Raw genomic sequence first — 24,606 nt, 5'->3', positions numbered from 1 at the left:
GGACTCGGGCATTATTGGTAATAATACAACCATTCATAACGATCCGGGTGTTATCATACTGCGCCTAAAAAATCGCTCGCTTAGAGCAATAACGCGAGAATCGTGCTTGCAGACTCCTTTCAAAATGGTCTGCAATAAAACTCGGCTTGGCTCACAGCGACGACTGAATGTGGCGAGTTTTTTCCTTTCATAGAATAGATAAGCAACAAGATAGATTCCCGTCCGTTCCGTCACTTATTCATAAGCCCTGAGTTAACGCTCAGGGCTTTTTTGCGAAAGTTCCGACGAGGCTTCGCCGTGGTTCTCACACTCTGCGATTGCGTTGGTCGTATTAGTGCTGCCATGTATTGAAAGTCTACTATACAATCTCTATAACAGAAGTGTACCTTTGATCTATGAAGGTGTATTGGCGTACCGGAATTTATAGCAAGGCGAGGCGTGCGAAAAAAAACATATGCGATGAGATATGTAGCTGGTCAGCCGGCAGAACGTATCTTTCCACCTGGAACCATGCGCCATCTGGAGCAAGTGCTGCCGTCAGGTCCACTGCTGCTGGAGAAAGATGTTTTACGCGTCATGGTGTGGAATATCTTTAAGCAACAGAGAATGAACTGGCTTTCTGTTTTGCAGAACTTTGGTAAAGATACGCAGTTAGTTTTACTCCAGGAGGCACAAAGCTCGCCGGAACTTATTCGCTTTGCAACCTCGAACTACCTTTCTACCGATCAGGTGCCCGCAATTATTTTGCCACAGCACCCTTCTGGTGTAATGACCTTGTCTGCCGCTCAGCCAATGTACTGTTGTCCCTTACGGGAAAAAGAACCTTTGCTGCGTTTATCCAAATCGGCACTGGTAACGGTTTATTCATTGCCCGATGGCCGACAGTTGATGGTGATTAACATTCATGCGGTGAATTTCAGTTTTGGCGTTGAAGTGTATAGCAAGCAACTGGAAACCATTGGGGAGCAGTTGTTCCATCATCGCGGCCCTGTAATTATGGCGGGGGATTTCAATGCCTGGAGTCAGCCCCGAATTAGGGCGCTTTATCGGTTTGCTATGAAGATGGATTTGCAGGAGGTCGGTTTTGCTGACGATTTTCGTCGCAAGGTGTTTGGTCGGCCGCTGGATTTTGTGTTCTATCGGCAGTTAGGGGTTGTTCAGTCTTCCATTCTGGTTACGCAGGCGTCGGACCATAATCCCTTGCTAGTTGAATTCCAGCTTTAGCTAGCATAAAAATTTACGCGACGTTGGTGATGGAAAGCAAAGTCAGGACATAAAAAAACTGCCGCGAAGGCAGTTTTTTTATGTAAAACGCTTAAGACTGCGGTTGGGCGTTTTTGCTGACATAAAGCGTCAGCCGATCGCCGGGCTGGATATTGGCATTTTTGTTAATTACCGTATTCCAGCGCATAACATCGGCGATGTTTACTCCATGACGCTTGGCAATACTGGAAAGCGAATCACCTTTACGAACCTGATAGGTGATTGACCCGCCTTTACTGCCGTTGTCAACGTCAGACACCTGAGCAACTTGCAAGGTTTGACCAACCTTCAGCGAATTTGCACTGCGTAGATTGTTCCAGCTTTGCAAATCCTTTGTGCTGACATTCAGTCGAGCGGCAATCGTAGATAATGTGTCGCCAGAGCGAACCTTATACTGCGATTCCTGCGTTGATTGCGCCAGGCGCGTTGGCTGGATCGCGGCGATATCGCTATCCGCCAGTGAATCCTTCAAGCGCTCGACGTGAGCTTTCGGCACCATGATGTAATGTGGGCCGTTGGGTGAGGTCACATTACGCTTATAGCCCGAATTGTAGCTCTTCAGTTTGTTCAACGGCAGGCCAGCCATTTCTGCTGCTTGCGTCAATTGCATCTGCTGTCCAAGATCAACTCTGGCCAATGCTCGGCTTTCGTTTGGTTTGGGCAGGTTAACGCCGTATTTTTTGCTATTCTTAAGAATATCGCTCAAGGCCAACATTTTTGGAACATAGATTGACGTTTCACGAGGTAACGCCAACGCCCAGAAATTGGTTGGTTTGCCTTTTGCTTTATTCGCTTTAACCGCTTTCATGACGCGACCTTCACCGCTGTTATAAGCGGCGACGGTTAACAACCAATCACCGTCAAACATGTTGTTGAGGCGTTGCATCATATCCAGCGCGGCGGTCGTCGACGCGACAACGTCGCGGCGTCCGTCATACCACTGGTTTTGTTTCAAACCATAGTTACGCCCCGTGCCAGGGATAATCTGCCATAGCCCTGCGGCGTTGGCGGATGATGTGGCCTGAGGGTCAAAAGCGCTCTCCACTATGGGTAGCAGTACCAGTTCCATCGGCATTTTACGTTGCTTAATCTGCTCGACAATCCAGTACATGTACGGCTCTGCCCGTAATGTTACATCGTGGAGATAGCTCTTATTCTTTAAATAACGCATTTTTTGCTCGCGGATCCGGGCGTTATCCGGAACCTCCATCTTCAGCTCGTCGCCAATGAAGTTCCACAGATCTTGTTGCGCGATGCTGTCATCATCCAGCCATCGCGCCGAGGTCTCTCGACCCTCTGCGTACCTTACTGCTTCACTTTGACTTGCCGAAGACAGACTCTGTGCATGCTGCTTGGGTTGAGAGGTATCGTAAGGCGGTACCTGACAACCGACCAGCAAGACCGAGGCGATTATCATCGCTTTAGCCTTCATATGTGTGTCAATAGTCGCTTAAAAGACGAGCAATAATACTTTGATTAGAGGATTAGCACAACATAAACCTTTAGAAGCAGTCTTTCTTGCTACGTAGCTTCGAAAAAGCTTGCCAATTCTCTATGTTCTCAGGTTCTGATGATATTTTTCTTTTTAAATCAAAATCATAACATCTAAGAAAAAGATTGATTTTTCTCTCCATCCCCAGGGTTGTCGGCAGGCTAGATTGCGACTTTTCACGTATCTGCCTGATTTTATGAAGATAGCTGCTAATAGTTGGCTCTTCAGGCCAGATCGCATGAGCAAATTCCAGATTTGAAAGGGTGTATTCATGTGCGCAGCAAATTAGCGTGTCATCAGGTAGTCTTGATATTTTTTCAATTGAATCATACATTTGTTTTGGCGTTCCTTCGAAAATTCGACCGCATCCGCCGGAAAAAAGCGTGTCGCCGCAGAACAAATAAGGATGACTATAATAGGCGATATGTCCTGCCGTATGGCCCGGAACGGCCAGTACGGAAAAGTCCGAATTTAACAATGACAGCGTCTCACCCTCTTCAACAATGATCGTAGCCCCGCTTTTTTGGGTTTCCGGCGGACCAAAGACCGGCAGATTCGCATAACGTTCGACAAGCGCGGCAACGCCTCCGACATGGTCATGATGATGATGAGTCAGTAAAATCGCCTCCGGCGCAAGCTGATGCTTGGCGAGCGCGTCTAATACCGGCTGCGCTTCGCCGGGATCGACGATGACGCACTGTTTTTCTTTGTTACTCAATAACCAAATGTAGTTGTCCTGAAGCGCTGCAATACTGATAAGATTCATGGATTACCTCGTTTTGCTATCAGCCTGAGGAAAGAATAGAACATGAAGCCAGCACAAACATCTCAGACTGTTGCGGTTCCCGGCTCATGGGACGACATCTCCTGGGGACGATATTACCGCGAATCGCTTGAGCAGGCGCTGTTGCCCTGGTGGCCGAAGCTATTCGGTTTTCATCTGCTGAAAATCGGGCCATTGAGTGCGGCAACGACGATAAAAGATTGCCCCATTGCGCATCAGGTCAATGTTGCGACGGCTGGAGAGAGTGTGCAGGTTATTGCCGATCCGCATCAACTGCCGTTTTCTGAAAAATCGGTTGATGCCTGCCTGCTGGTGCAAACGCTGTGCTACTCCGCCGATCCGCACCGTATCCTGCGGGAGGTGGATCGGGTGCTGATTGATGATGGTTGGCTGATATTGAGCAGTTTCAACCCGGTGAGCCTGCTGGGAATTGCAAAACTCATCCCGGGTTTAAACCAGCGACAGCCCTATTGCGGGCGGATGTTTACTCAAATGCGGATGATAGACTGGCTCAGTTTGTTGAATTATGAGGTGGTGCATCACGCCAGCCTTCAGGTAACGCCATGGCGCCAAAACAGGGGAAAACTGAATAAGCATTTTCCGGTATTCGGCTGCCTGTCATTGATCGTCGCACGTAAGAGAACCATCCCGCTGAGCTTTACGCCAATGCGTACCCGGTTGTGTAAAGTCCCCTTGCGCCGCACGGTTGGCGCGACCAAAGTTTATCGTAAATGAGCGCCGGTCATTCGGGCTTGTAGCCGACGTCATCAAGCGTTGGCGCGCTGGCGGCGCTACGGGCAAGTTCATCACAGCGTTCATTTTCAGGATGGCCGGCATGCCCTTTTACCCATTCCCAGCGCAGGGTATGGTGTTGGATAGCCTGATCCAGGCGCTGCCAAAGATCGACATTTTTCACCGGTTTTTTATCCGCTGTTTTCCAGCCGCGCTTTTTCCAGTTGTGGATCCAAAGGGTGATCCCCTGACGGACATACTGACTGTCGGTGCTTAATACCACTTCACAGGGAGAGGTTAATGTTTCAAGCGCCGCGATGGCCGCCATCAGCTCCATTCGATTATTGGTGGTTAACCGATAACCCGCGCTTAATGTTTTTTCATGCTGCTTATAGCGCAGCAAGGCGCCGTAACCACCGGGGCCCGGATTACCGAGGCAAGATCCGTCGGTGAAAATCTCTACCTGTTTAAGCATCTCTGGTAGACTCTTCCTTATGGTGAAAATGGCAAGTCTGACATAAACGAAAACGATGAGCACTGAAATTACGCGACAAATCGTCCTGGATACGGAAACCACCGGTATGAATAAGCTGGGGGTGCACTATGAAGGACATAAAATCATTGAAATTGGCGCTGTTGAGGTGGTTAACCGTCGTCTGACCGGGCGCCACTTCCATGTGTACGTCAAGCCCGATCGTCTGGTCGATCCGGAAGCCTATCACGTGCACGGCATCAGCGACGAGTTTCTGGCTGATAAGCCGACCTATGCGGAGATCGCTGACGATTTTCTCGAGTTTATTCGCGGCGCCGAACTGGTAATCCATAACGCGATGTTTGATATCGGCTTTATGGATTATGAATTCCGGATGTTAAACCGGGACATTCCCAAGACGGAAACTTTCTGTAAGATAACCGATAGCCTGTTGATGGCGCGTAAAATATTTCCGGGCAAACGGAATAATTTGGATGCGTTATGCGATCGCTATCAGATAGATAACAGTAAACGAACGCTGCACGGCGCATTGCTCGATGCCGAAATTCTGGCGGAAGTTTATCTGTCCATGACGGGCGGTCAGACATCATTGACGTTCTCTATGGAAGGCGAAACGCAGCGGCAGGAGAATGAAAGCGAAAGCATTCAGCGGATTACCCGCCCAATCTCGGCTCTGAAGGTGTTGTACGCCAGCGATGAAGAACTGCAACTGCATGAACAACGTCTGGATTTGATTGCGAAAAAAGGCGGCAGTTGCCTATGGCGCAATGAGTAGTCTTCGCTTGCTGGGGAAATAGACGTTCAGTTGAAATTATAAGCAAACAGAAGCGCTTAGTTATAAAACCATTGACGTAATAGCACTGCCATCTTAGTATTCAACCCGCGCTCAATGAGCGCGAGTGGAGCGGTAGTTCAGTTGGTTAGAATACCTGCCTGTCACGCAGGGGGTCGCGGGTTCGAGTCCCGTCCGTTCCGCCACTTATCTATTCCGGGATGTTCCTATACATCTCTGGATGAATGAAAACCGTATCGCTGTCAAAGGCATACGGTTTTTTTTCGTCTCTATGATACCCTCTGCATATCGGGGTATCCGGCGCGAAATGGCCCACAAAATGGCCTACGCATAGGAAAGAGAAATTTCGTAGGCCATTTTGGTTTTGTGGCTGAGAAAGGGTTGCGGATACAGGACATTACACCATTCCCGTCGTTTGGTTTTTTAACGACAACTAAGGAGTGAACGATGACCGCAACACACCGCCTGCTTTCTGCTGTCACAGTACAAAAAGCAAAACCCGCCGCTAAAGATTATGAACTGCCTGATGGTCATGGTCTGACACTTTCCATCAGGACTACGGGCAAGAAAATCTGGCGTTTTCGTTACCAGCGACCAAATTCCTCAACGCGTACCAATATCACGCTGGGCCATTATCCCTCCATGACGCTGGCGGCCGCGCGTAGCCTTCATGATGAATATATCTCGCTTTTGATCAAAGGTATCGACCCCAAAAAACAGGAACAGGACGAGGCTGAGCAGGAAAAAAGAGCCAAAGACAGCCTGTTCGTTAATGTGGCAACGAGGTGGTTTGCCATTAAAAAAAACAGCGGTATTTCCGAGGTTCATGCCGGCGATATTTGGCGTTCACTGGAGCGTGACGTTTTTCCGGTAATTGGACAGATAGCTGTGGCTGACTTGAAAGCGCACACACTGATCGCCGCGCTTGAACCGGTACGGGTACGTGGTGCGCTGGAAACCCTGCGCCGTCTGACGCAGCGTATCAATGAAATCATGGTATTCGCGGTCAATTCCGGGCTTCTTGATGCCAACCCGGCATCCACGATTGGTAAGGTGTTTGAGAAGCCGAAGAAACAGCATATGGCAACCATTCGTCCCGAACGTTTGCCGGAACTAATGCAGCGCATTGAAACGACCAATCTGGGCCTGATGACGCGCTATCTGCTGAAATGGCAACTTTTGACATTGGTTCGTCCCGGCGAGGCGGCCGGGGCTATGTGGCGTGAAATCGACATGGAAAAAAAACTCTGGACCATTCCGCCAGAGCGTATGAAGAAGCGCCGTGAACATCAAGTACCGCTGTCACCGCAAGCGATGGTGCTACTAGAGCGGCTTAAACCGTTTAGCGGGCACTCGGCATTCGTTTTTCCCGGCAGAGGGAAGCGTAGCAAGCCGATGAACAGTGAAACGGTCAATAAGGCTTTACATCGCATGGGACTGGGGGGAGAACTGGTATCGCACGGTTTTCGGGCCTTGGGCAGTACGGCCATGAATGAAGCCGGATTTTCACCGGATGTGATTGAAGCTGTGTTGGCGCATGTCGATACCAATCAGACGCGGGCCGCTTATAACCGCTCCACATATCTCTCGCAGCGTGTTGAGGTTATGGAGTGGTGGGGGCGAAAAGTTAATGAATCGGCACGCGCAGTAATGCTGTAGCAGAATTTATCCAGTGAGGGCGATCCGCTGTGGAAAACGGATCGTCTTTTTCATTTTTGGAGCCTGTCCACGATTCTGTTTAATCGCCATCTCATTTAAAGGTGATCGCTCGCACGATCACCGAACTCGATAATAAAGCGGCTCATGGCCAACCGCCAGTCCCTCAGCGGCATTGTCCATTTCTTTGACGCCGTCTCTATCGCCAGCCATATCACCTTCTTTACCGAGTCGTCTGATGGGAACACCTTACGTTTTTTAATCGCATGCCGGATTACGCTATTCAGCGACTCAATAGCGTTGGTGGTGTAAATCGCCTTGCGGATATCAGACGGATAACCGTACAGCGTTGACAGGTCAGCGCCGCCGTTCCGAACTTGAAATATCTGACAGGACAGTATCCACAAAATATCCAGTAGTTAATGGCGGCTAATATCTCAGAGCAGCTATGAGCTAATATAGCTAATACATATGGGCCATTAATCCTGGCTATTACTTATTTTCTCTTTTAAAATTTTTATGTCATTACAATATTTTTTACCTCCCCATACTCTTTTTCTGCCCACAATAAGCATGACCATTGGTTCAGTTACTTTTAGCCCGGTCAGCCAAGATTTTATGTCTGTATACGATGGTTGCGGAAAATCTTCGGGATGTGTATGCCATTCGCCCAAATAAACAAGGAAGCCGTCTGATTGTTGAAATAATTCGTCAATTTTTTGCTGATGGTGAACACCTTTTCTATCTACCTGATTACGTGACCTGATATCACCAGAACCGGGCTCCGAAATGTTAGTGATGACAATGTGTTGCCCCCGGCGTTCTCCTATCAGGGTCCCTCCAGCCTCGGTACTAGCATAATGCATTTGACGATATGAATTGAGCCGTTGCACGACCTCACTCATGATAACGACATGATTGTTAAAATCATCGATGAATACCAATTCATTTATGTTCATTACATATAGGGCAGTTAGGCTGGCGTGGCAAAAATTGAGGTTTGAGCGAACGTCCACCCTCAAGCATATGTTCACTATAAGTCCACTTCAGCTCGGGTTCGAGAATACTCAACACCGCCAGTTGAGCTAAAGATGCAGTTATACTACTCACCGCCGCATCATAAGGTGTGTAAGTGCTACCACAGCTTTTGCTTTTTTCACTTGATATATCGAGATTGTAAAATCGTGAATCGATCTCGTTGCGGTATTTTGCGGGATTAGAAACCATACACACATAGCAGCTTCGACCGTCATCGATTAAAACTTTTGATGCTCGTCCGTTACCATCATTAAATGCGTGAATAACTATTGGTCTTTGCTCTGGGGGAATCTCTCTTACTATCGCAGCCATACGCTTGGATACCGGAGGACGGCCTGTTGCATCAATAATAATGTCGTATTTCTGCATTACATCAGTACTGATAGTGAATTGTTTTATAAATCCGACAACCTTCGTCTGTAAATGCACGGAGTCCTGGAGTCTTGTTGCAAGTGAAAGGGATTTGGGCCACCCAAAATCATGTGACGATAAGGGATGGCGACCAAAATTACTTGGTTTATATAAATCATCATCATAGAGGTGCAGGAAACCTTTACCGCATCCAGCCCCGTTCCGGAGTAATAATTCCGCAAGATACCCACCAATTGTTCCACAGCCGACCAGAGCTATACACTTTTCTGATAGATTTGCTGCCCCTTCTCGCCGGGAATTTCGGCTAAGTAATGTCGCAATATCCGCACGAATAACCTCCAGTCTTTGATACGCTGTACAAACGCTTTTGCCACCCAACATTGTAGCTAATTTGGCGGTTGAGTTTTTGGCTGATCTCTTATGTCTCCTGAAATCAATAGACTTTGTGTTGAACTCAACATAAATAGCAAAGATATCCTGGTTGAAAATATCAAAGAGAAAAATGTACCTTTTCTTGCCTTCCGCTTTGATGTGTTCAATGACTCTATCTCTGGCATTGCGATCCGCCTTTTCAAGCCAATCCAATAAGTCCCGAAATGAAGCCGGTGGCCATTTCATCCCGGCAAGGCGGCAGGGGTTTACAGAAATGTAGTGCGTATTGATAAGGTATTCTTTTAACGAGCTCAGGTGGAGATACCTTTGCTTAAGCCATTTTGTAATAACACTTTCCGAGTCCTCCGGTGACGATTCCTCAACCGTTATATACTCCAGTCTGGGGGTACCATCAGGCGTTAATGATTTCGACAAACGAGTTTTAAGTTTTGTCTCCCGGCTTGCGTTTGACAGAATAAACAGGCTCTCACTGGGTCGCCAGTATGTGGTAAATTCGCCTTCCAGTTCTCTCTTATCATTCTGCCCTTCTATAGCTGCTAATACCGAGTTAACTAGAGTTCTGTGTATCTGTGTATCAACTTCTCTATATGTTCCTTCTAGGTCGTTGGAATCCCAGTCCGCCTCCATTTGTTCTACATAACATAGGATCCCTTCAAGACTGACATGGGGCATAAGACGGTCTCTGAATTGCTCAGGGAGTTCAAAAATGCAAGCTATCGGTAGTTCAGTAAATGGGTCAGAGTGGATCACAAGAGCAATATTAAAGTTACCTGCGATAGTCTCGTATTCTTTCGTATAAAAGCCTTTCCGACGATCCTGGCTGTGCAGAATAGCCTTCTCAGGCAGATTGCGAGCACGTGTATAGCGATACCCGCAACCTGTCATCACTTTATGAAGTAGCCCTTCCTCCATCAGCCACTTACCATCGTTTTGTTGATTTTCACGGGTGCAGGCTCTTTAGATGGCAAATTGTGAAATGCCGGAGCCGCAGCAATTGATGTGATTAACGAAGCATTAGTTACTCGTTTCCCAAATGCTTCATTCATTTTATGTAGCGCATCTTCTCTGCTGCCTGAGCTCTCAGCATCAAGTAAAATACCCTGTAAGCTTCTCATAGTTTCAACGATGGTTCTCTGGTGTACATTATGATCGCATTCAGCCGGGAACAGTAACTTGTCATCAGTATCGTCGGGACTTTCCAGACCACTACAGAATTCATCAGGCAGTAGTCTGGCAACGAGTTTCATCGTCTCGGTGAGGTCGGAACCATTATGATCCTCTCTGTCGAGGATGTTTACCACGGCAGTCATCAGACTGATTGATGAAGGGCCTCCAACTTCCCATTGAGCATCTCTCCAGGCTTTCATAAAGCGGCAAATTGAACGAAGGTGCCCTCCGATGCGCTTGCAACTGTCGTTAAACCAGTCTTCAACAATTTTTGGGTCGCTTATCGACCACCTTTTTACCCCATCACGTAGTGCTAAATTGACTTTGTCGGACTCAACGACATATGCCTCGCGCAAATCCCTATTCATAGCTACAGACTCAAACATCGAATTTGCCTTTATGACGTGTGCAGAATCTGCTGCGGTTTGTTTGGTCTGAAATTGCTCTTTCGGGATCGCATACATAGGCACATCAATGTGTGTTTTCTCATGAGGAATTTTAATGCGGCCACATGTATTCTTTTCTTCAAATCTCCATCCATCGTTTTCAGCTTCTAACGATTTCAGTGAAGTATCTACGAGTAGAAGTAGCAGAGTGTGGCCAATGCTAGGTTCGGATTCAAATACGGTCATGGGCATATAGGTACCATCATCTATATCCATTTCCTGCCCCGGATGAAAAGGCCTGTTTAACGTATCGTACTGAAAGCTTCCCTGAGTCCAGAAACGAGGCTGAAATTTGATGAAATCATCTCGTGCTTCATCTTCCATTTCAAAAATGAGCCGTGCAAGATCAGCACGGTCTGAGGGCGAGAGGTAGCGAACATTCGTTTGCTCCAGTTTTAACCTGACGCTCTCAAGTGTCAATGTTTGCCTTCTGACGTCAGTAGCGACTTCCCGGGCTTCCTTAAATACATCTCTCGTTCTCTCACGGACTTTCTGGCGAAGCGCTTTCAGTTTATCGGATTCAGTCTTTCCCAGTTTGAGTTTACTGATTAAGCCATCCACATTGTGGCTGTAGTAATTGTTAAAATCCCAACGCATCAGAGTATCTCCTGCGCGATTGTGCGCCTAAAGGGTTTTGCAGGTGTAGTGAAAAAGTTCTTAAGCTTCTGATTCTGAGCGAACTGCACATTAGCGAGTTGTGTTCCCCTTGCGCTTAGATTTTCCAGGGAACTCTTCGTGGCATTATCCAGAGTGATATCACTGGCTGCTTCATTGGGGATAACTTCATCCAAGTAGATATAGTTATCGAACGCGTCATGGAGAGTAAGCTCACGCAGGAGCATATTTTTATGAAGATGCTGGTTAGCCGTCATGGTTGTAAGCACCAGTCGTTTACCCACTCCCCACAGGTGGCAGTATCCACTCCACCATTTTTTGCTCAGAAGCCTTGGACTAAGTGAGTATTCTTCACCGACAGTACCGATATTGAGTATGTGTATGTCTTTGTGGGCTACATTAAAGTCAGACTTCATATCCCTGAACACTTCCAGAAGTCCTATGTAACTAGGGTTGTTAGCAACCAAACCCCCATCAGCAAAATACGCGCGGAGATCTTTGCAATAGTGCGGGGCAAAGTACGTTGGTGCGGCGGAGGTTGCGAGCGCGGCATCAATCAATTTTAGCGGCCCGTCGCGGGTGAAATCAGGGTTATGTGGTGTCTTGAAAAACTGCGGCTTTCCTGTTGACAGGTTTACTGCCGGAACCATCACTCGCCGGGTCAGGTCATTAAAGGTGGTTTCAGCTCCTATCATTTCTTCAACGGTTTCCCGGAGGGGCAAGCTACTGTAAATAGGAGCAACAAGTGACTTAACCAGGTTGGTCAGCCACCATCTGGTTGGAAAAATGTCATTCGCTTTAACGAAGAAGGCTCGTTCCAGATCGCGAGCACTCTTGCCTGTAGCAAGCCCGAGAGCCAATATACCGCCTATTGATGTTCCAGTAATGAGATCAAAATAGTCACCAATTTTGATGTCTTGGCTAGGGTGTTTACTGGCAAGTATCCTCTCAATCTCTGCAAGGACACTGATAGTAAACATCCCCCTAGCCCCACCACCATTCAGACTAAGTATCCGAACGTTGTAATCATTCACTGCACTTACGTCAGACATCGCTAACTCCCTCTCGGAAAGATAGCTTATAAATGTGTCTGTTTTTTTCCTTTTCAATGTACAAATAACCAGTGCTTTAAAAATAAGTCAATAACTCTAATTTTTAGCATGAAGGTAAATTATACTTCTGGATTAACATGGGTAAGTAAAATAAATTCGCAGTTTAATCTCCGCGTAAGGTATATCGTGGGGAACGCTCTGGGCGGGTCGTATGTATTCCTTTATGTCCCTTAACCATACCCGACTGTCTGATAATAGCGCTATATGGTTAAAGTCATCTACCGCTTTGAATGTCCGTAACAACCGACAAATAAGGATTATCCTCTGGCACAGCTTCATCAAATATATCTTCCGGCCTGTTTAGCAGATACCCCTTCACCCGACGCGTTTTACGCGGACCTTTCACTTCGCAAACGAAAATGTTGATGCCATCGTTGCCGCGCTGGTGGAGTTTCAGTTTCTGGAATGCTTTCTGCACCTGTTTCCATTCATCGCCGGTTGCGCCGGTAGTGGTTTTGACGTACAGCTTAAAGATTTCCGGTGAGACCAGAAACGCTTTGCCTTCGACCATATGGATCCTTGCCAGCGTGTCGTTTACCGCAATTTTATAGGTTCGTATGCCTTCCCTGAGCCAGTCGATAAAACCGGTATCCGTAACCTGAGCGGTTTCGGGTACGGCAACGGGACGTGGCGTCTCTGGTTGCCGACTGACGTTTTCCCTGCCGCCTGTCTCTGCTTCTACCTGTCCGGGCTGAACTTTCGGTAATTCATCAACTATATCTGTCGATGCGGGCAGGATGTGTTTATCGATTTCCTGTTCCGGTGGTGCAAACAGAGAAAAAGCCAACTCACTGAGTTCGTTTTCAGGTGCAGTAATGTCGGGAGCGGTTTGGCTGTCAGCTTTTCCTCTTTCAGTGGCTATGGTCGTCGCCGTACTACCTGGTATCACTTTTCCGGAAAACGGCGTGGGTCGATCTTCTGAGTTCGGCCAGATCCGTGATGGCGCTAGGCGCAACAATGTTAGTGGGCGGCCCGGCGTCCAGCCGCTGTCAGCGGTGACGGTGCATGACCAGACCGCCTTACCGTCCTGCGTGGGAACAATCAGCCCATGCGCCTGCATTTCATCAAATAGCCGGACATTGCTTTCAGGTACGCTGGTTACGCCCTGTTGCAACAACCACGCCCGCGCTCTGTCGGCGGTGGTTTTGCTGATCAGCCAAAGCGCGTCGTCCGTTAGCCAGCCATCGGAGCCTGAACTTGGGTTACTTAGCTTGAGTTCCGCTCTCACCAGTTCCCGCAGGGCAGAGAGGAGTTGTTCCGGCAGCGAGGATGCCGGGCGGGTCAGCGTCTGGCTGGCATTGCCCCCCATAAACTGTGCCACTGATGCGCGATCCGCTTCCTGTACCAGTTCACCCAGTACACCCGCGTTGTCATAATGGCCGCTGATACAATACAGGAAGGATTCGTTGAGTTCCCGGTACTGCGCCAGCCAGTTGAGCGCCGAAACCGGCAGGATCTGTAGGGCCAGCAGGCTTCCGATCGCCGGGTGGAGCCGGTGATCGCGGTTTTTTTGGTATCTCAGGCGATAGGGTTGCGCCAGCGGCCCCATCCACGGCAACCAGCGCTGGTTATCGTCGGTCATGACTTCAATATCCGTTACTATTTTTCCGATATCATGCAGCAGAGCGGCATAAAGTATCCCCGCTGTCCAGGCTTCGGCTTCTCGGGCCTGATCTTCCGGCGCCGCGCCAACGGGAAGGAGATGGCGCTGGCGCAGCTTTGCCGCAAATGCCATGACCTCCAGCGTGTGATCCAGCAACCCTCCCGGATGCGAGTGATGATGATATTCGGAGGCCGGGAACTGTTGTACCAGTTCGGAAAAACGTGCAATCGGGCGTTGATACAGTTCCTTGAATAATGCGACGGGTAACGATGTTCTCTGCCAGATGATTTTCATCAGTTGTCGGCGCAATGGGGTGACGAGCAGCGCTTCTGCTTTCTGTGGATATAGCCAGCCGGTAGTGATTTCCTGATAGACAGGGGCTGTTGCCGGTTCGGGTATTGACTTTTTGCTGGTGAGCCATTTCAGTTTTGCATGAATGCCGGTTTTCATGATGGTGACCTGTCATGATGTTATTTGTTCATCTGGCGGTAAAACTGGTAGCACTCCAGTAAAAATGCCGTGATGGTTTTTCCCTGCTCGGCGGCAAACGCCTTGATTTCCCGGTGCATCAGGGGATCGATGCGGATCTGAATGGGTTTTGTATTGTCGGTCTGGTGCTCGGTGCTCGTTACCTCCAGTGGACGGGGTGCAAGGGGCGTCAACTTGAGTACGGATTTTTTTGCCATATCGGAAGTCCTGAATGCCGAAAGAGCCTGAAATCATGAATGCCGATTTTTCTTCTTTCCTGTTTTCAGGCAGGAAGAAATTAAGGCTGGGGACGGGCTGCACGACCACAAATTTCGTGGATCACGTTTTTTGCGCGTCGGTTCAACGTTTTCCACGGCGTTTCTGTGATGGACAGTCCAGCATCCAGTGCAATGCTGTAACCCGGTTTAAACGTGAGGAACGTGTGCGCGCAGGCAAACTGCCAGGCGGTGATGGTCTGACAGGCGGAACGGCCTTCGGCCTGGCTGGGCGCTTTGCTGACCACATAAAACAACCGGTTGTGGGGAATGCCTCTGTGCACCAGTTCATGGCCCAACAGCAGTGAGGGTTCCAGGTCATCCAGCGAGGTGCCGGTGGCGATCACGACGAGGTTTGACTGACGGGCGATATCGAGAGAGGAGATATCGACAAATGGACGGGTATCGATGATAAGGCACTGATAACTGTTTGCGACTTTTAGCGCCACGTCGTGACGGCGATAAACGCCGGTTTCCACTGCGGGAGAAATACCGGCGTTGTCGCGGCGCTCCGCCCATTTGGCGGACGTTTGCTGCTGGCTGTCCAGATCGGCGAGATGTACTTTTTTGCCTGAGTGAATGAGTTCAACGGCAGTGGCGCGGGCGAGCGTTGAACGGCTGACGCCACCTTTCTGGCTGATAAAGCTGATGATCATAAGATCTCCTGAATTCATGAAATACTGAAAAGCCAAAAGAATGAATGCAAGAGAAACTCTGACGGAAAATCACTAATTGGTCGGTAATTAATTAAAAACAGATCCAGCATGTTTTATTAAAGACTGAATGCATGAAAACAGGATTTCCTGTTCAGGGAAATAGCCTTTTGCCTCTGGCCCTTTCGGTAAAGCCTGTTACCCTTAAAAACCTTTATCCCTTGCCGTTGGCCCTTTCCCTTTTTAGTTCGTCAAAGATAATAACAAAATCCATTTTTCATGAATGCATAATTAAAAAGCACCCTCCATTGAAGGGTGCTTTCAGATTATATTTCACCATGTTGGGAAAAGGCATAATACGCATCGCCGGGCGTGATAATAATATGGTCCAGAATGTTAATGTCGAAGAGGGAAAGGCACTGCACCATATTACGGGTGAGCACCCTGTCCGCCTGGCTGGGAAGTGCATTACCCGAAGGGTGATTATGCGCCAGAATCAGGCTTCTGGAATTATGAATGAGCGCCTTGCGGGCAATAATTCGCGGATGAACTTCCACAGACGCCAGACTGCCGCTGAAGACTTTCTCTGCGGCAATTAACCTGTTCTGAGAGTTAAGAAACAGCACCATAAAATGTTCCCGGTCATGGTCGCACAGTTGTAAACGCAGATAATCAACCGCCATCTGGTTGTCGGTAAAAACCGGCGTATTCTCAGATGCACCGATAAATTGTTTTTCGATTGCCTGGATAGCTCGGGCAATCAGCATTTTGTCCGTAGGCGAAAAAAGGCCATATTGGATTAATTCAGACATATTGGTTCTCCGATATCAGAATAATGTGAAGGGCATGCACCAGCGCGTAAGGCGTCGCTCGTTTTCAGGTGTATGAGCATTCGGGGGCGTGAACGGCGTTCACCGGGTGCTGCGACAGCAGCGACTTGCCGGGGGAATGGTGGATTACGGAGTGGCGTGGATATACGGAAAACTGGATATCTGAAATGATGTTTTTTAACGGGTTACTGTGATGGAGAAGGGGGCTCGGGTATTAGGACTCACTCGCGCCATCTGCAAAATGGCCTGGTCGCCGCTATTCATACTTCCCGGCAGATGGTTCTTCTCTGGTTTTATGTAAGCAAAAAGCCTGTTTTTTCGTTATAGGTGACGAAAAACAGGCTATGATTTTATTGAAATGAATGATGACCGGAAACGGCAATCTGGCGTTGACTACCCGTTAGTTGCATTCGCTTCAGCCAGTTCTTCTTTGATTTGCTTCTGGCAAGTGTTGTGTAGACATTCAATCCGTTCCTGCAAAATGAACAGCAGGATCTCACGAACACCCTCTCGTTCAATTCTCACAGCGGCATAAACCAGCGCCCGGCACTGATCGATCAGTTCGTCCAGTTCCAGTGGCGTATCATCGTACATAGTCCGCCTCCTGAGCCAACAGGCGAGCAGTAGCCTTTCGCAGAATGGGAAGAAGTTGTAAAAGGTACTGATATTTAAGACGAGCTTGGGTAGACTGGGCATCAGCCATAGCGTTACTCCTATAACGTTGTGGTCAGAGGCCCGGTTAGTGTTGGCGCACTGCCGGGCTTCGCTATTCACCATAAAGTATCTTGGTGTATATACACCATAGCGCTAGGTGCATATACACGTCAATATTTTTAAAAACTCTTTTCCTCTGTATAGTGTTCCTTCACCGACAAAGGAAAAACGGTATGCCTACAGGTTTTAAAAACAATCGTTCTACAACAAAGGGGGTTCGTTTCCCTCATGAACTTATCGACGAAATCAATACCAGCGTAGAGCAGGAAAAAACGGATAATCCTAACGCCAATTTCTCCGCCTGGGTACTGGATGCCTGCCACAGAAAACTGGATGCGATACGACGCAAGAACCAGCAAAAATGAACAAATATTGTGCGTTTTTTGTGCAAAGTGGTAAACTTTCATCATGCTGGCGGACACGGATAAGGGAATGAAATCATGAAAAACAGCCTCAAAAACTGGCTGCAAAGCGCACCGGATAACGAATGGACCAATGAAGATAAATGCCGGGAAGCCATGCAGCAAATGCAGCAGAGCCATGATCAATCGCCCGCGTCGGAGTCGCAGGATCAGGCTGTACCTGTCGGCGAATTGATTCTGGACTTTCTGGCGTTTGTGCCTGACACATTTGACGATGGAAAAAATCTGAATGGCTACCACGGTGATGGCCCCGAAGGGCCTGGTTATTATTGTAATGGTGTAAAATTGCCGGAATAGTTACTTTCGTATAGCGTTTTTTAGTACGCTCATGCTGGAACCACCGGCTTGCTGGCTATTATGTGTTCCCTGGCGTATTGCACCCTCTATGGCTCCTCCAAGCGCAATGCCCGCCCATCCCAGCGCCCCCATCCAGAAAGCCGGCAGTACCAGAAACATGGCACCCATCACGATATTGACGATGATGTCGTCGCTGCTGTTCTGGAATCCGTAATTCAGCGTATTCAGCGAAACGCTGCTATGGGTACTGCTGTCGTACATCGCAATCAGCAGCCAGCTATCGAGCCAGCGGGCGAGCTCCCACCAGAAGGTGACGAAGAACAGGGCGAACTGTACCGCCGTCAGTGTGATCACTGTTTTCAGCGCATAGGCGGAGAACAGAATGACCATGGGAAGGCAGATCACCAGCGCCATCTGTAGAATGGCCTGTACCATCGGTAGCGCCTGGCGCATGCTGTCGAATGCTGGAAACATCGCCAGACTGGACACGGCGGTACCCGTCAGACTGCTTAGTCTCGTTAGTGCTTGTGTGGTCGAGATCATTCCGGCATTGCCGCCATATCCGCCATAAACGGAGCCGCTTTGTGATGCCTGCATGTTTCGCTGACTGACCAGAGAACGCAGCACTGACGCTTCGTAAACGCTTTTCGGTTGCCCCAGCGCGTTGAGCTGCTGCCAGACGGTAGGCTGAATCAGCGCCAGCAGGCGATCTTTCAGGCCGATGCTACCGTCCTGCCACCACTGCTTGCAGGTGGGATAGCCGCCGGTGCCTGCATCAAATAATCCGGCGTCCCGGGTGCTGTCATACGGCCATTGGCTTCGCGGCGAACGTGCGTGATCGGTATCGTAGTAGCCGGACGTCGTCAGGAAGTGAGAAGAGCCGAGCCAGGCCACGTCATCGCTGATATCCAGCGCCAGACCGGCTTCTTGTCTTTTCAGGCGGGCTCGGGAAGGCGCATAACACTCCTCCACAAAATCCTGGAGCTCCTGCGCCAGCGTCGGGTCGCTGATGCGGCTATGCTGTACCTCGAAGCGGATCTGCCGCAGGTCGGGAGAGCAGGGGAGTGTGGAGACCGCGGCGTTAGTGACGCCCTTGGATACGGCATGAATAAAATACCACCATACCGGAACCGCCGCGGTTTGGCCGCCCAGTTCGTTGGTCAGCGAGGCGTAACCCGAATCAGAGGGTTGCACGACGGTGCGGCCACACTGCGAGATACGAGAGGCATCATAGCGGAGAGTGGACAGATGGACATCCAGCAGAGGGACGCAGGCAAACATGATGACCACCAGCGCGGTGTAGACCGTGTGCTCCATCCAGGCTAACGCCAGTCCTCCCTGATTTCCCTCGTCAGCCCCCTGACTGCGGGCTTTTAGCCAGATTTCAATGAGCTTCGCCAGCAGCGGGAAGGCGAACAGGCCGGTCGCGGTGATGACCGACCAGATGCCGTTATTGGCGAGCCACCCCAGCAGCGTGAGGAAGTATTCCAGATAGGTATTGGCCGTCATGCGTCATCTCCCCGGAGGTATACCAGATTGCTGTATTCTGCGGCAGCGACCAGCAGAAAAAACAGGAAGGCGGTACGCAGCGACAAGCGCTGGCAGGCGGGATAACGTTGTAGAAGTGTTCTGCGCAGCGACAGCCAGGAGGCGGCCAGACAGAGGTACAACGCCAGACGCCAGCAAAGCAGGCCGAAGCGTGCCTGATACAGCCAATGGCGCCAGTCAGATCCACTGCCGGTTAGCTGTATTCCCAGCCAGGTCGTCAGCGCGGCAACCAGTATCAGCGCCACAACATACAGCAGTATTTTACCGGTTCGGGAGAATGTCATCAGTGGCTCTCCTGTTCCGGGGTATTCAGTTTGTTGATGCGATTATCCATGTCATCATGCGTATCAATAGTCCGGCCCTGCGTCAGATTGCGATAGGACTGACGTTCCAGAATGACGCTGCTGGCGTTATCCGCCAGCGCACGGCGCATCTCCATTTCGAGGCGTAACTGGTTCAGTTCCTGCTCGAGTTGCAGGGCGGTCTGTCCCAGTTGTGACTGCGCTTCTTTTTCACTGGCGATATTGGGCTCGCGCATCCCGGCCAGCAGGGTGCGGCGGGCCATCAGCGCCTGTTCCATTACCCTGGCGAGCGCCATTTCTCCCGATAATCGCTGTACCAGCACCACGGCGTCGGGATCGTCTTTCAATGCCTCTATCACGCCGCGTGTGAGCAACAGCTTGCCGCCGCTGGCTTTGGACAGATTCTCGTGCGTGGGCCGAAGCGAACCGTTAACCAGTTCGGCCAGCACCTGCGCGATTTTCTCCTGCTCTTCTTCTATCAGCGGCGAAAGCCCCACGCCCGCCTGCGCGCCGGTTTTATTCTCGCTGTTGCCGGCGGCATCATTATCGGGAGCGACATTAATCGTCTGTTCACCGACAACGCGCGTTGTCCATGCGGCGACCTCTTCCGGTTTTTCCCAGACCTGACAAAGCTCGCCTTTGCACCAGGAGCCTGAGACACTGCTGGTATCCGTTACGTCACGCTGATTCAGGAGGTTGTAGCCCGCTTTGACGGTATCGCCGATAAGTTTGATGGGGCGTTGCCCAGCGCCGCCTCGTTTTTGCCCGCCCACCCAGGTTTTTCCTTTTTTAGCCGCTTCCCGACTGGCCTGCTGCTCCGCGCGTACCGCATCGGTTTCACTGGCGGCGACGGTCTGGTAATTTTCGGCCTTTGCACTTTGCGTCCATATCGAGCCGGAAGCAAAATCGGTCATTTTCTCCGCCATCCTGCGGCAACTGAGCATGGATTTATCAAAGTCGAGCCGCCCCTGTAGGATGCCGTTGGTAAGCAAATCATAAAGCTGAGGGTTCGCTCGCTGGATGATCATCGCAGGCAGACTGGCCACGGCCCCTGTGGCATTCTGGATAACCTGCCCCATCAGATCCTGAAACCCGCTTGTGACGCCGTTAAGCTGGTTTTTGACCGTAGTGCTGATATCAAAATTTCCGCACATCAGATCGGCATTCCAGCCCAGTTGCATATTCAGTAGCTGCGTGTTGCGGCGCGTCAGGGCGGGAGTGATCACTGACCCGCCGCCGATCTGGTAATAAAGGCTGTCCGCAATAGCGCCACGTTGTTCCAGACTATAGCTGTCGTCAGCTGCCAGCACGATGTCACCGAGGAAGCAGGACAATAGGGGGATCAGAGCGAACTTCAGTTTCATTGGATTCTCCTCCGGTACTGCCGAGAAATATCTGACCGCGACGTTTGCAGCAGGAATAAGGACGCCAGAGCGTCCAGGAGTAGTTGCCATCAATGGCAAGCCTGTCGGCGTAGGTGTCGTTGATGCTGCGGTCGGGAAAGGTGATGCACTGGTTGCTTGTTTGGGGAACGAGCATCTGCCAGCCGTGATTGTTGGAGCGGTTTTCCTGCACCGGGGACGGCGGCCAGTAACCGGGACGGGATGAGGCGGTCAGCGGCAGATAGACGTGCAACTGGCCGGTACGGGTGACGATATCCGCTGCGCGTTGCGCCATGACCGCCGCGGCTTTGTGATCGTGGGTTTGTCCCAACGCGCCGGCGCGGGGGTAGACGTTGCCCCATAAATCGCCGGTCTGTCCCACTTCACGCAGACCGGGAGTTAACGCTTCGGGATAAAGCATTTCCGGCACGGCGCCGCGCCAGGCCAGCGTATCGAGGGTACTGAGAAAGTAGGGCTGGAAGGGAACGACATCGCTGCTGCAACTGTAACCGAATGCGCCCAGAAAACGATTGAATACCTCGCCGCCGGGGTGGCCGATGGCGTCGGCGTTTTTGAAACGAATTTTGGTTTTGATGTTTTCCGGACGCGGGTTGGTGTCGCCGCCGCCTTCGGCACCAGTGACCGCAGTCCCCATAAAGGCCATCTCCCGCCACGGGTTATCGCCGGGTGTGGTGTACGTCGACACCACCAGCTCAGGCAGATTGTGTTTAACCTTGATAGAGACTTTTACGCTACAGCCCCAGGGCGTGCATAATAGCCAATAGCAAAGTCCCACTACCCGATATCGCAGGCAGTCCGGCGACAGTGAGGAAGCTACAATCTGCGGCGTGGTGATGGCGGCGGCGGGCAGCGTCACGGCCAGCAGGGCGTATGAGAGGGAACGGCGCAATTTCATGGTTGCCGCTCCCGCCAGGCTTCCAGCTTTTGCCGCGCAAGCCCGATATCCGTCGTGCCGTAGACAACGTATTTATCTTCAAACACCACTGCCGGAACTTTGGAGATGCCCAGAGACCATGCATCCATCAATGCCTGATAGGCGCGAGTTAACCGTGCCTCCTTCTCCTGCCAGTCTGGCTGTTGCATCCGCAGCAGCGCCTGCCGTTCAGCCTGTTCCGGGCTGGTGTACAGATTGGGGAACAGCGTCTGCTCCCGATTTTGTACATCTTCCAGTATTTGCACTACTGTGTCGGGTTGGGGGCTGATCACCGGCCACTTTCCCGTAGTGTAAATGATGGCCTGTGCGGCGGTAGATTGTGTAGCAAGCGTGATCAATAGCGTTAAAAAACAACGGAATGGCATTTTTGTTCCCCAGTCTGATGAATTAGATAGGAAAATTTAATCGGATTCAGATTGTGGGGCAGTAAACAACTAAATATAGAAATGAGAGAGATTTTTAGAGATATAACGTATCAATGATTTGTGTGGTGGATTATTTTACTGAATTGTAAGTAATTGTTGGGTTATATTTTAAGATAAAAAGTCCCTATCGGAGATATTAGCCTCGATATTTCTTCGAACAGGCTGCGCTGTTCTCCCTAAAAGGCTTCACTTTTTCGACCGAAGAGCCACTGACGGGCGTTTTTTAGTGCCTCTTCCAACTGCTGAATGTAGTCTGCCTGTTCCTGGTTTCGCTGCGTCTTTTGCTCAAGGCCTGCTAGTAATTTTAACGCCAGAGAGCGCAGTTCATCGGGGGGGGGGGGGAAGCCAGCAATGTATCTATATCCATGCGGCGATTTTATCAAAATAGTGTATTCTGATTGTCAATCATTTAACTCTGCCATATAAAAGGATGGTAAACCTTTATATTTTTATAGGTGGGATTTATGAACGAAGGACAACCGCTGACGGTCATACAAACACTGGTCGATAATGTAAAAAAAGCAGGCGTTGACGCCGCTTTTGGCGTTTCAGGCGGATTTATCGTCCCTTTGTGGGAAGCACTATCGGACTCATCCATCAAGGTTATCCATTGCAGGCATGAAAGCGGAGCCGCTTTTTCCGCCTCTGAGTACAGTTTATATAACAATATTCCCTCTGTCGTATTTTCCACGGCCGGACCAGGTATTACCAATGCTTTGACAGGATTGCGCGCGGCGAAGTTGGATGGCGCTAAAGTGATATTCATTTCTGCAACCACCATTGAGGAGCACAATGGTCAATGGGGATTGCAGCAAACAACCCGCCAAGATATCAACGACCTTGCAGGCGATGGCATCAGTGGTTTCTTTGACAGCATTGTCTTTGTCGACAGACAAGAAAAATTAGTGGAAGCAATAGCCGCCATCAATAATGTTGCGACATCTTATGGTCATGTTCTGGGCATTTTCATTCCGACGAATATTCAAAAAGAAATTTTAAAAGAAAATAATAAAATAAATAGCAAGCGAATCCTTCACACTTTAATTTCTTACAAAAAGGACAATGGCGCTGAGAATCAACAGCAAAAAATAGCGGATGCGCTTACAACAGATGGAGCCATTATATGGAATGGATTCGGTTGCCTTCATTCCGCAGAAATATTAACCCGTCTTGCTGTTGTAACGAATACGCCAGTAATGTCGACCCCAAGAGGGAAGGGCATATTCCCCGAAAATCACGCGCTTTACATTGGCACCACCGGGTTAGGATCCAATGGCGAAAAACTTAGGGAAAAGCTAAGCGACTCATCATTGAAGACAGTTATTATATTGGGTTCGAAACTAGGGGAGCTCAGTTCCTCATATATTCAAAATCAGATGACCCATGCTAATATATATTATATTGGACTGAGAAATGAGGATGTTAATAAGAACCTTCCCGCCAGCGCCGTGATTATTGAGGCGGAAATTTCTCATTTCCTGCATGGGGTATACGATAAAGTAAAAAAAAATGCCGATTATTATCATCCCCAGATGTTCTGCAGAGGACAGGAACCTGAGCAATGCGCTCCGATATCGGTTAAGGTTGGAGTCGTTCATCCACAGCAGGTAATGGCGATTATTCAAAAGGTAGCGATTGAAGAATATGACTGCTTGATCGCTGCGGAAGCAGGAAATACGTTTGTATGGGCAAACCGATATTTACATTTTCAAAAACCGAACCGCTATCGAATTTGTACCGCGCTGGGTGCCATGGGCCACTATGCTTGCGGGATCGTTGGCCTGAGTGCGTCAGGAAAGACGACCCTCGGTATTATCGGTGATGGTTCCATGCTGATGAATAATGAAATCAGTACGGCTGTCCGTTATCAATTACCGGCTATTTGGCTGATAATGAACGACGGTGAATACAACATGTGTCGACAAGGATTGAGCTTGTTAGGCAACCCGCCGCTGGACTGTGTTATTCCTCAAGTTGATTTTTCGTTGTTCGCCACCGCATTGGGCGCAGATGGCGTCAGGGTTGCACAGGCGGACGAGTTGGAAACCGCGCTGCGTGCGGCGATCATGAAAGGTGTTCCCGCTGTGATTGATGTGTTGATCGATAAAGACGCGCAACCGCCGTTACTTGATCGGATCAATACAATTAAATCACTCTAAATAGCTTCGCATAATAGCGCTACACTTGCAGGACATAACATCCCGCCAGTACGGGCCTCGCACGATTAGAGGTGGAGCATCAATTGACCTCTCCCATATCCTGACCCAGGATCAATTAGAGGATCTGTCTTTTTTGGTGACTTCGGATAAATTCTGCCGGAGTCAGATCATTTAATGAAGAATGTGTCCTGTCATGGTTATATTCTTCCCGCCAGCG

Annotated in this window: 25 protein-coding genes, 1 tRNA gene and 1 pseudogene; 8 read left to right on the top strand and 19 right to left on the bottom strand. The window is 49.6% G+C overall.

Annotated elements, in window-relative coordinates; all coding sequences use genetic code 11:
- The first annotated feature begins 438 nt into the window (after positions 1-438).
- Positions 439-1,224, top strand: a complete 786-nt coding sequence (locus JG725_RS19795; protein WP_172291759.1) for an endonuclease/exonuclease/phosphatase family protein — start codon at positions 439-441, stop codon at positions 1,222-1,224.
- A gap of 91 nt (positions 1,225-1,315) precedes the next feature.
- Here JG725_RS19795 and mltD read toward each other — a convergent pair whose 3' ends face one another.
- Both mltD and gloB read right to left on the bottom strand, forming a co-directional pair.
- Entirely contained in the window at positions 1,316-2,695 is a 1,380-nt protein-coding gene (mltD, locus tag JG725_RS19790; RefSeq protein WP_199379572.1) for a murein transglycosylase D, read from the bottom strand.
- A 70-nt stretch (positions 2,696-2,765) separates the two neighbouring features.
- Positions 2,766-3,521, bottom strand: a complete 756-nt coding sequence (gene gloB / locus JG725_RS19785; protein WP_199379570.1) for a hydroxyacylglutathione hydrolase — start codon at positions 3,519-3,521, stop codon at positions 2,766-2,768.
- A 42-nt stretch (positions 3,522-3,563) separates the two neighbouring features.
- Between gloB and JG725_RS19780 the strand changes: the two genes are divergently transcribed.
- Positions 3,564-4,274 carry a class I SAM-dependent methyltransferase gene (locus tag JG725_RS19780; protein ID WP_199379568.1) on the top strand — a complete coding sequence of 237 codons (711 nt, stop codon included), beginning with the start codon at positions 3,564-3,566 and terminating at the stop codon, positions 4,272-4,274.
- 7 nt (positions 4,275-4,281) lie between these two features.
- On the opposite strand, the gene rnhA is transcribed toward JG725_RS19780, so the two are convergent.
- Positions 4,282-4,848, bottom strand: coding sequence for a ribonuclease HI (gene rnhA / locus JG725_RS19775; protein WP_172291755.1), 567 nt, complete (start codon positions 4,846-4,848; stop codon positions 4,282-4,284).
- Here rnhA and dnaQ point away from each other — a divergent pair.
- From dnaQ to JG725_RS19760, 3 genes are all read left to right on the top strand, one after another.
- Positions 4,802-5,539: a DNA polymerase III subunit epsilon gene (gene dnaQ, locus JG725_RS19770; protein WP_172291754.1), complete on the top strand. Its 738-nt coding sequence runs from the start codon at positions 4,802-4,804 to the stop codon at positions 5,537-5,539. The two genes, rnhA and dnaQ, sit on opposite strands and share 47 nt — an antisense overlap.
- A 126-nt stretch (positions 5,540-5,665) precedes the next feature.
- Positions 5,666-5,742 (top strand) — tRNA-Asp (locus JG725_RS19765).
- Positions 5,743-6,004: 262 nt separating this feature from the next.
- Entirely contained in the window at positions 6,005-7,216 is a 1,212-nt protein-coding gene (locus JG725_RS19760) for an integrase domain-containing protein (RefSeq protein ID WP_150437886.1), read from the top strand.
- Positions 7,217-7,311: 95 nt separating this feature from the next.
- Here the strand turns inward: JG725_RS19760 and JG725_RS19755 are convergent.
- The 10 genes and pseudogenes from JG725_RS19755 to JG725_RS19710 form a co-directional block, all read right to left on the bottom strand.
- Positions 7,312-7,569 (bottom strand): annotated as a pseudogene (locus JG725_RS19755) (transposase); the annotation flags it as partial.
- 123 nt (positions 7,570-7,692) lie between these two features.
- Complete coding sequence (locus JG725_RS19750; protein WP_085690033.1) at positions 7,693-8,172, bottom strand: Mov34/MPN/PAD-1 family protein; 480 nt, start codon at positions 8,170-8,172, stop codon at positions 7,693-7,695.
- Entirely contained in the window at positions 8,159-9,928 is a 1,770-nt protein-coding gene (locus JG725_RS19745) for an E2/UBC family protein (protein ID WP_085690035.1), read from the bottom strand. The genes JG725_RS19750 and JG725_RS19745 overlap by 14 nt, the downstream gene beginning before the upstream one ends.
- Positions 9,928-11,226, bottom strand: coding sequence for a cyclic GMP-AMP synthase DncV-like nucleotidyltransferase (locus JG725_RS19740; protein ID WP_085690037.1), 1,299 nt, complete (start codon positions 11,224-11,226; stop codon positions 9,928-9,930). The genes JG725_RS19745 and JG725_RS19740 overlap by 1 nt, the downstream gene beginning before the upstream one ends.
- A complete protein-coding gene (locus JG725_RS19735; RefSeq protein WP_199379566.1) occupies positions 11,226-12,296 on the bottom strand; it encodes a CBASS cGAMP-activated phospholipase in 1,071 nt (356 codons plus the stop codon). The genes JG725_RS19740 and JG725_RS19735 overlap by 1 nt, the downstream gene beginning before the upstream one ends.
- 274 nt (positions 12,297-12,570) lie before the next feature.
- Positions 12,571-14,409 (bottom strand): MobH family relaxase, encoded by a 1,839-nt coding sequence (gene mobH, locus JG725_RS19730; RefSeq protein WP_199379564.1) that lies wholly within the window; start codon positions 14,407-14,409, stop codon positions 12,571-12,573.
- Positions 14,410-14,429: 20 nt separating this feature from the next.
- On the bottom strand, positions 14,430-14,645 hold the full coding sequence (locus JG725_RS19725) for a hypothetical protein (RefSeq protein ID WP_121590240.1): 216 nt from the start codon (positions 14,643-14,645) through the stop codon (positions 14,430-14,432).
- Between the two features lie 80 nt (positions 14,646-14,725).
- Entirely contained in the window at positions 14,726-15,358 is a 633-nt protein-coding gene (locus JG725_RS19720) for a ParA family protein (RefSeq protein ID WP_199379562.1), read from the bottom strand.
- Positions 15,359-15,681: 323 nt separating this feature from the next.
- The gene (locus tag JG725_RS19715; RefSeq protein WP_150437836.1) at positions 15,682-16,167 is read right to left on the bottom strand and encodes a RadC family protein; all 486 of its coding nucleotides are present in this window, start codon (positions 16,165-16,167) and stop codon (positions 15,682-15,684) included.
- A gap of 411 nt (positions 16,168-16,578) precedes the next feature.
- Positions 16,579-16,779, bottom strand: a complete 201-nt coding sequence (locus JG725_RS19710; RefSeq protein WP_150437837.1) for a hypothetical protein — start codon at positions 16,777-16,779, stop codon at positions 16,579-16,581.
- A 293-nt stretch (positions 16,780-17,072) separates the two neighbouring features.
- On the opposite strand from JG725_RS19710, the gene JG725_RS19705 reads away from it, so the two are divergent.
- Entirely contained in the window at positions 17,073-17,264 is a 192-nt protein-coding gene (locus tag JG725_RS19705; protein ID WP_150437838.1) for a YlcI/YnfO family protein, read from the top strand.
- A gap of 75 nt (positions 17,265-17,339) precedes the next feature.
- Entirely contained in the window at positions 17,340-17,618 is a 279-nt protein-coding gene (locus JG725_RS19700; RefSeq protein WP_150437839.1) for a hypothetical protein, read from the top strand.
- Here the strand turns inward: JG725_RS19700 and JG725_RS19695 are convergent, their stop codons facing one another.
- The 5 genes from JG725_RS19695 to JG725_RS19675 are packed head-to-tail and all read right to left on the bottom strand — an operon-like array spanning position 17,619 to position 22,170.
- Entirely contained in the window at positions 17,619-19,127 is a 1,509-nt protein-coding gene (locus tag JG725_RS19695; RefSeq protein WP_172291750.1) for a conjugal transfer protein TraG N-terminal domain-containing protein, read from the bottom strand. It abuts the gene before it with no gap.
- Positions 19,124-19,450 carry a hypothetical protein gene (locus tag JG725_RS19690; protein WP_112092790.1) on the bottom strand — a complete coding sequence of 109 codons (327 nt, stop codon included), beginning with the start codon at positions 19,448-19,450 and terminating at the stop codon, positions 19,124-19,126. The genes JG725_RS19695 and JG725_RS19690 overlap by 4 nt, the downstream gene beginning before the upstream one ends.
- The gene (locus tag JG725_RS19685) at positions 19,450-20,832 is read right to left on the bottom strand and encodes an integrating conjugative element protein (RefSeq protein WP_150437842.1); all 1,383 of its coding nucleotides are present in this window, start codon (positions 20,830-20,832) and stop codon (positions 19,450-19,452) included. The genes JG725_RS19690 and JG725_RS19685 overlap by 1 nt, the downstream gene beginning before the upstream one ends.
- Positions 20,783-21,766 carry a TIGR03756 family integrating conjugative element protein gene (locus JG725_RS19680; RefSeq protein ID WP_150437843.1) on the bottom strand — a complete coding sequence of 328 codons (984 nt, stop codon included), beginning with the start codon at positions 21,764-21,766 and terminating at the stop codon, positions 20,783-20,785. The genes JG725_RS19685 and JG725_RS19680 overlap by 50 nt, the downstream gene beginning before the upstream one ends.
- On the bottom strand, positions 21,763-22,170 hold the full coding sequence (locus tag JG725_RS19675) for a TIGR03757 family integrating conjugative element protein (protein ID WP_112092787.1): 408 nt from the start codon (positions 22,168-22,170) through the stop codon (positions 21,763-21,765). The genes JG725_RS19680 and JG725_RS19675 overlap by 4 nt, the downstream gene beginning before the upstream one ends.
- A 524-nt stretch (positions 22,171-22,694) precedes the next feature.
- Between JG725_RS19675 and JG725_RS19670 the strand changes: the two genes are divergently transcribed.
- Entirely contained in the window at positions 22,695-24,389 is a 1,695-nt protein-coding gene (locus JG725_RS19670; RefSeq protein ID WP_150437844.1) for a thiamine pyrophosphate-binding protein, read from the top strand.
- 115 nt (positions 24,390-24,504) lie between these two features.
- On the opposite strand, the gene JG725_RS20765 is transcribed toward JG725_RS19670, so the two are convergent.
- A partial coding sequence (locus tag JG725_RS20765) for an integrase core domain-containing protein (RefSeq protein ID WP_233356425.1) occupies positions 24,505-24,606 on the bottom strand: 102 nt, incomplete at its 5' end.

It is taken from the genome of Brenneria sp. L3-3C-1 (assembly GCF_016456245.1).
GTDB lineage: Bacteria > Pseudomonadota > Gammaproteobacteria > Enterobacterales > Enterobacteriaceae > Brenneria.
This window is presented reverse-complemented; position numbering and strand designations above follow the sequence as displayed.

Bases quoted from the DNA above. Each gene is read 5' to 3' on its own strand.
- mltD (WP_199379572.1), bottom strand. From the start codon at position 2,695: ATGAAGGCTAAAGCGATGATAATCGCCTCGGTCTTGCTGGTCGGTTGT.
- JG725_RS19705 (WP_150437838.1), top strand. From the start codon at position 17,073: ATGCCTACAGGTTTTAAAAACAATCGTTCTACAACAAAGGGGGTTCGT.
- JG725_RS19680 (WP_150437843.1), bottom strand. From the start codon at position 21,766: ATGAAATTGCGCCGTTCCCTCTCATACGCCCTGCTGGCCGTGACGCTG.
- JG725_RS19750 (WP_085690033.1), bottom strand. From the start codon at position 8,172: ATGAACATAAATGAATTGGTATTCATCGATGATTTTAACAATCATGTC.
- JG725_RS19780 (WP_199379568.1), top strand. From the start codon at position 3,564: ATGAAGCCAGCACAAACATCTCAGACTGTTGCGGTTCCCGGCTCATGG.
- dnaQ (WP_172291754.1), top strand. From the start codon at position 4,802: ATGAGCACTGAAATTACGCGACAAATCGTCCTGGATACGGAAACCACC.
- JG725_RS19670 (WP_150437844.1), top strand. From the start codon at position 22,695: ATGAACGAAGGACAACCGCTGACGGTCATACAAACACTGGTCGATAAT.
- JG725_RS19700 (WP_150437839.1), top strand. From the start codon at position 17,340: ATGAAAAACAGCCTCAAAAACTGGCTGCAAAGCGCACCGGATAACGAA.
- JG725_RS19745 (WP_085690035.1), bottom strand. From the start codon at position 9,928: ATGGAGGAAGGGCTACTTCATAAAGTGATGACAGGTTGCGGGTATCGC.
- JG725_RS19725 (WP_121590240.1), bottom strand. From the start codon at position 14,645: ATGGCAAAAAAATCCGTACTCAAGTTGACGCCCCTTGCACCCCGTCCA.
- JG725_RS19710 (WP_150437837.1), bottom strand. From the start codon at position 16,779: ATGTACGATGATACGCCACTGGAACTGGACGAACTGATCGATCAGTGC.
- JG725_RS19740 (WP_085690037.1), bottom strand. From the start codon at position 11,226: ATGCGTTGGGATTTTAACAATTACTACAGCCACAATGTGGATGGCTTA.
- JG725_RS19735 (WP_199379566.1), bottom strand. From the start codon at position 12,296: ATGTCTGACGTAAGTGCAGTGAATGATTACAACGTTCGGATACTTAGT.
- JG725_RS19675 (WP_112092787.1), bottom strand. From the start codon at position 22,170: ATGCCATTCCGTTGTTTTTTAACGCTATTGATCACGCTTGCTACACAA.
- JG725_RS19760 (WP_150437886.1), top strand. From the start codon at position 6,005: ATGACCGCAACACACCGCCTGCTTTCTGCTGTCACAGTACAAAAAGCA.
- gloB (WP_199379570.1), bottom strand. From the start codon at position 3,521: ATGAATCTTATCAGTATTGCAGCGCTTCAGGACAACTACATTTGGTTA.
- JG725_RS19715 (WP_150437836.1), bottom strand. From the start codon at position 16,167: ATGTCTGAATTAATCCAATATGGCCTTTTTTCGCCTACGGACAAAATG.
- JG725_RS19690 (WP_112092790.1), bottom strand. From the start codon at position 19,450: ATGACATTCTCCCGAACCGGTAAAATACTGCTGTATGTTGTGGCGCTG.
- mobH (WP_199379564.1), bottom strand. From the start codon at position 14,409: ATGAAAACCGGCATTCATGCAAAACTGAAATGGCTCACCAGCAAAAAG.
- JG725_RS19720 (WP_199379562.1), bottom strand. From the start codon at position 15,358: ATGATCATCAGCTTTATCAGCCAGAAAGGTGGCGTCAGCCGTTCAACG.
- JG725_RS19695 (WP_172291750.1), bottom strand. From the start codon at position 19,127: ATGACGGCCAATACCTATCTGGAATACTTCCTCACGCTGCTGGGGTGG.
- JG725_RS19685 (WP_150437842.1), bottom strand. From the start codon at position 20,832: ATGAAACTGAAGTTCGCTCTGATCCCCCTATTGTCCTGCTTCCTCGGT.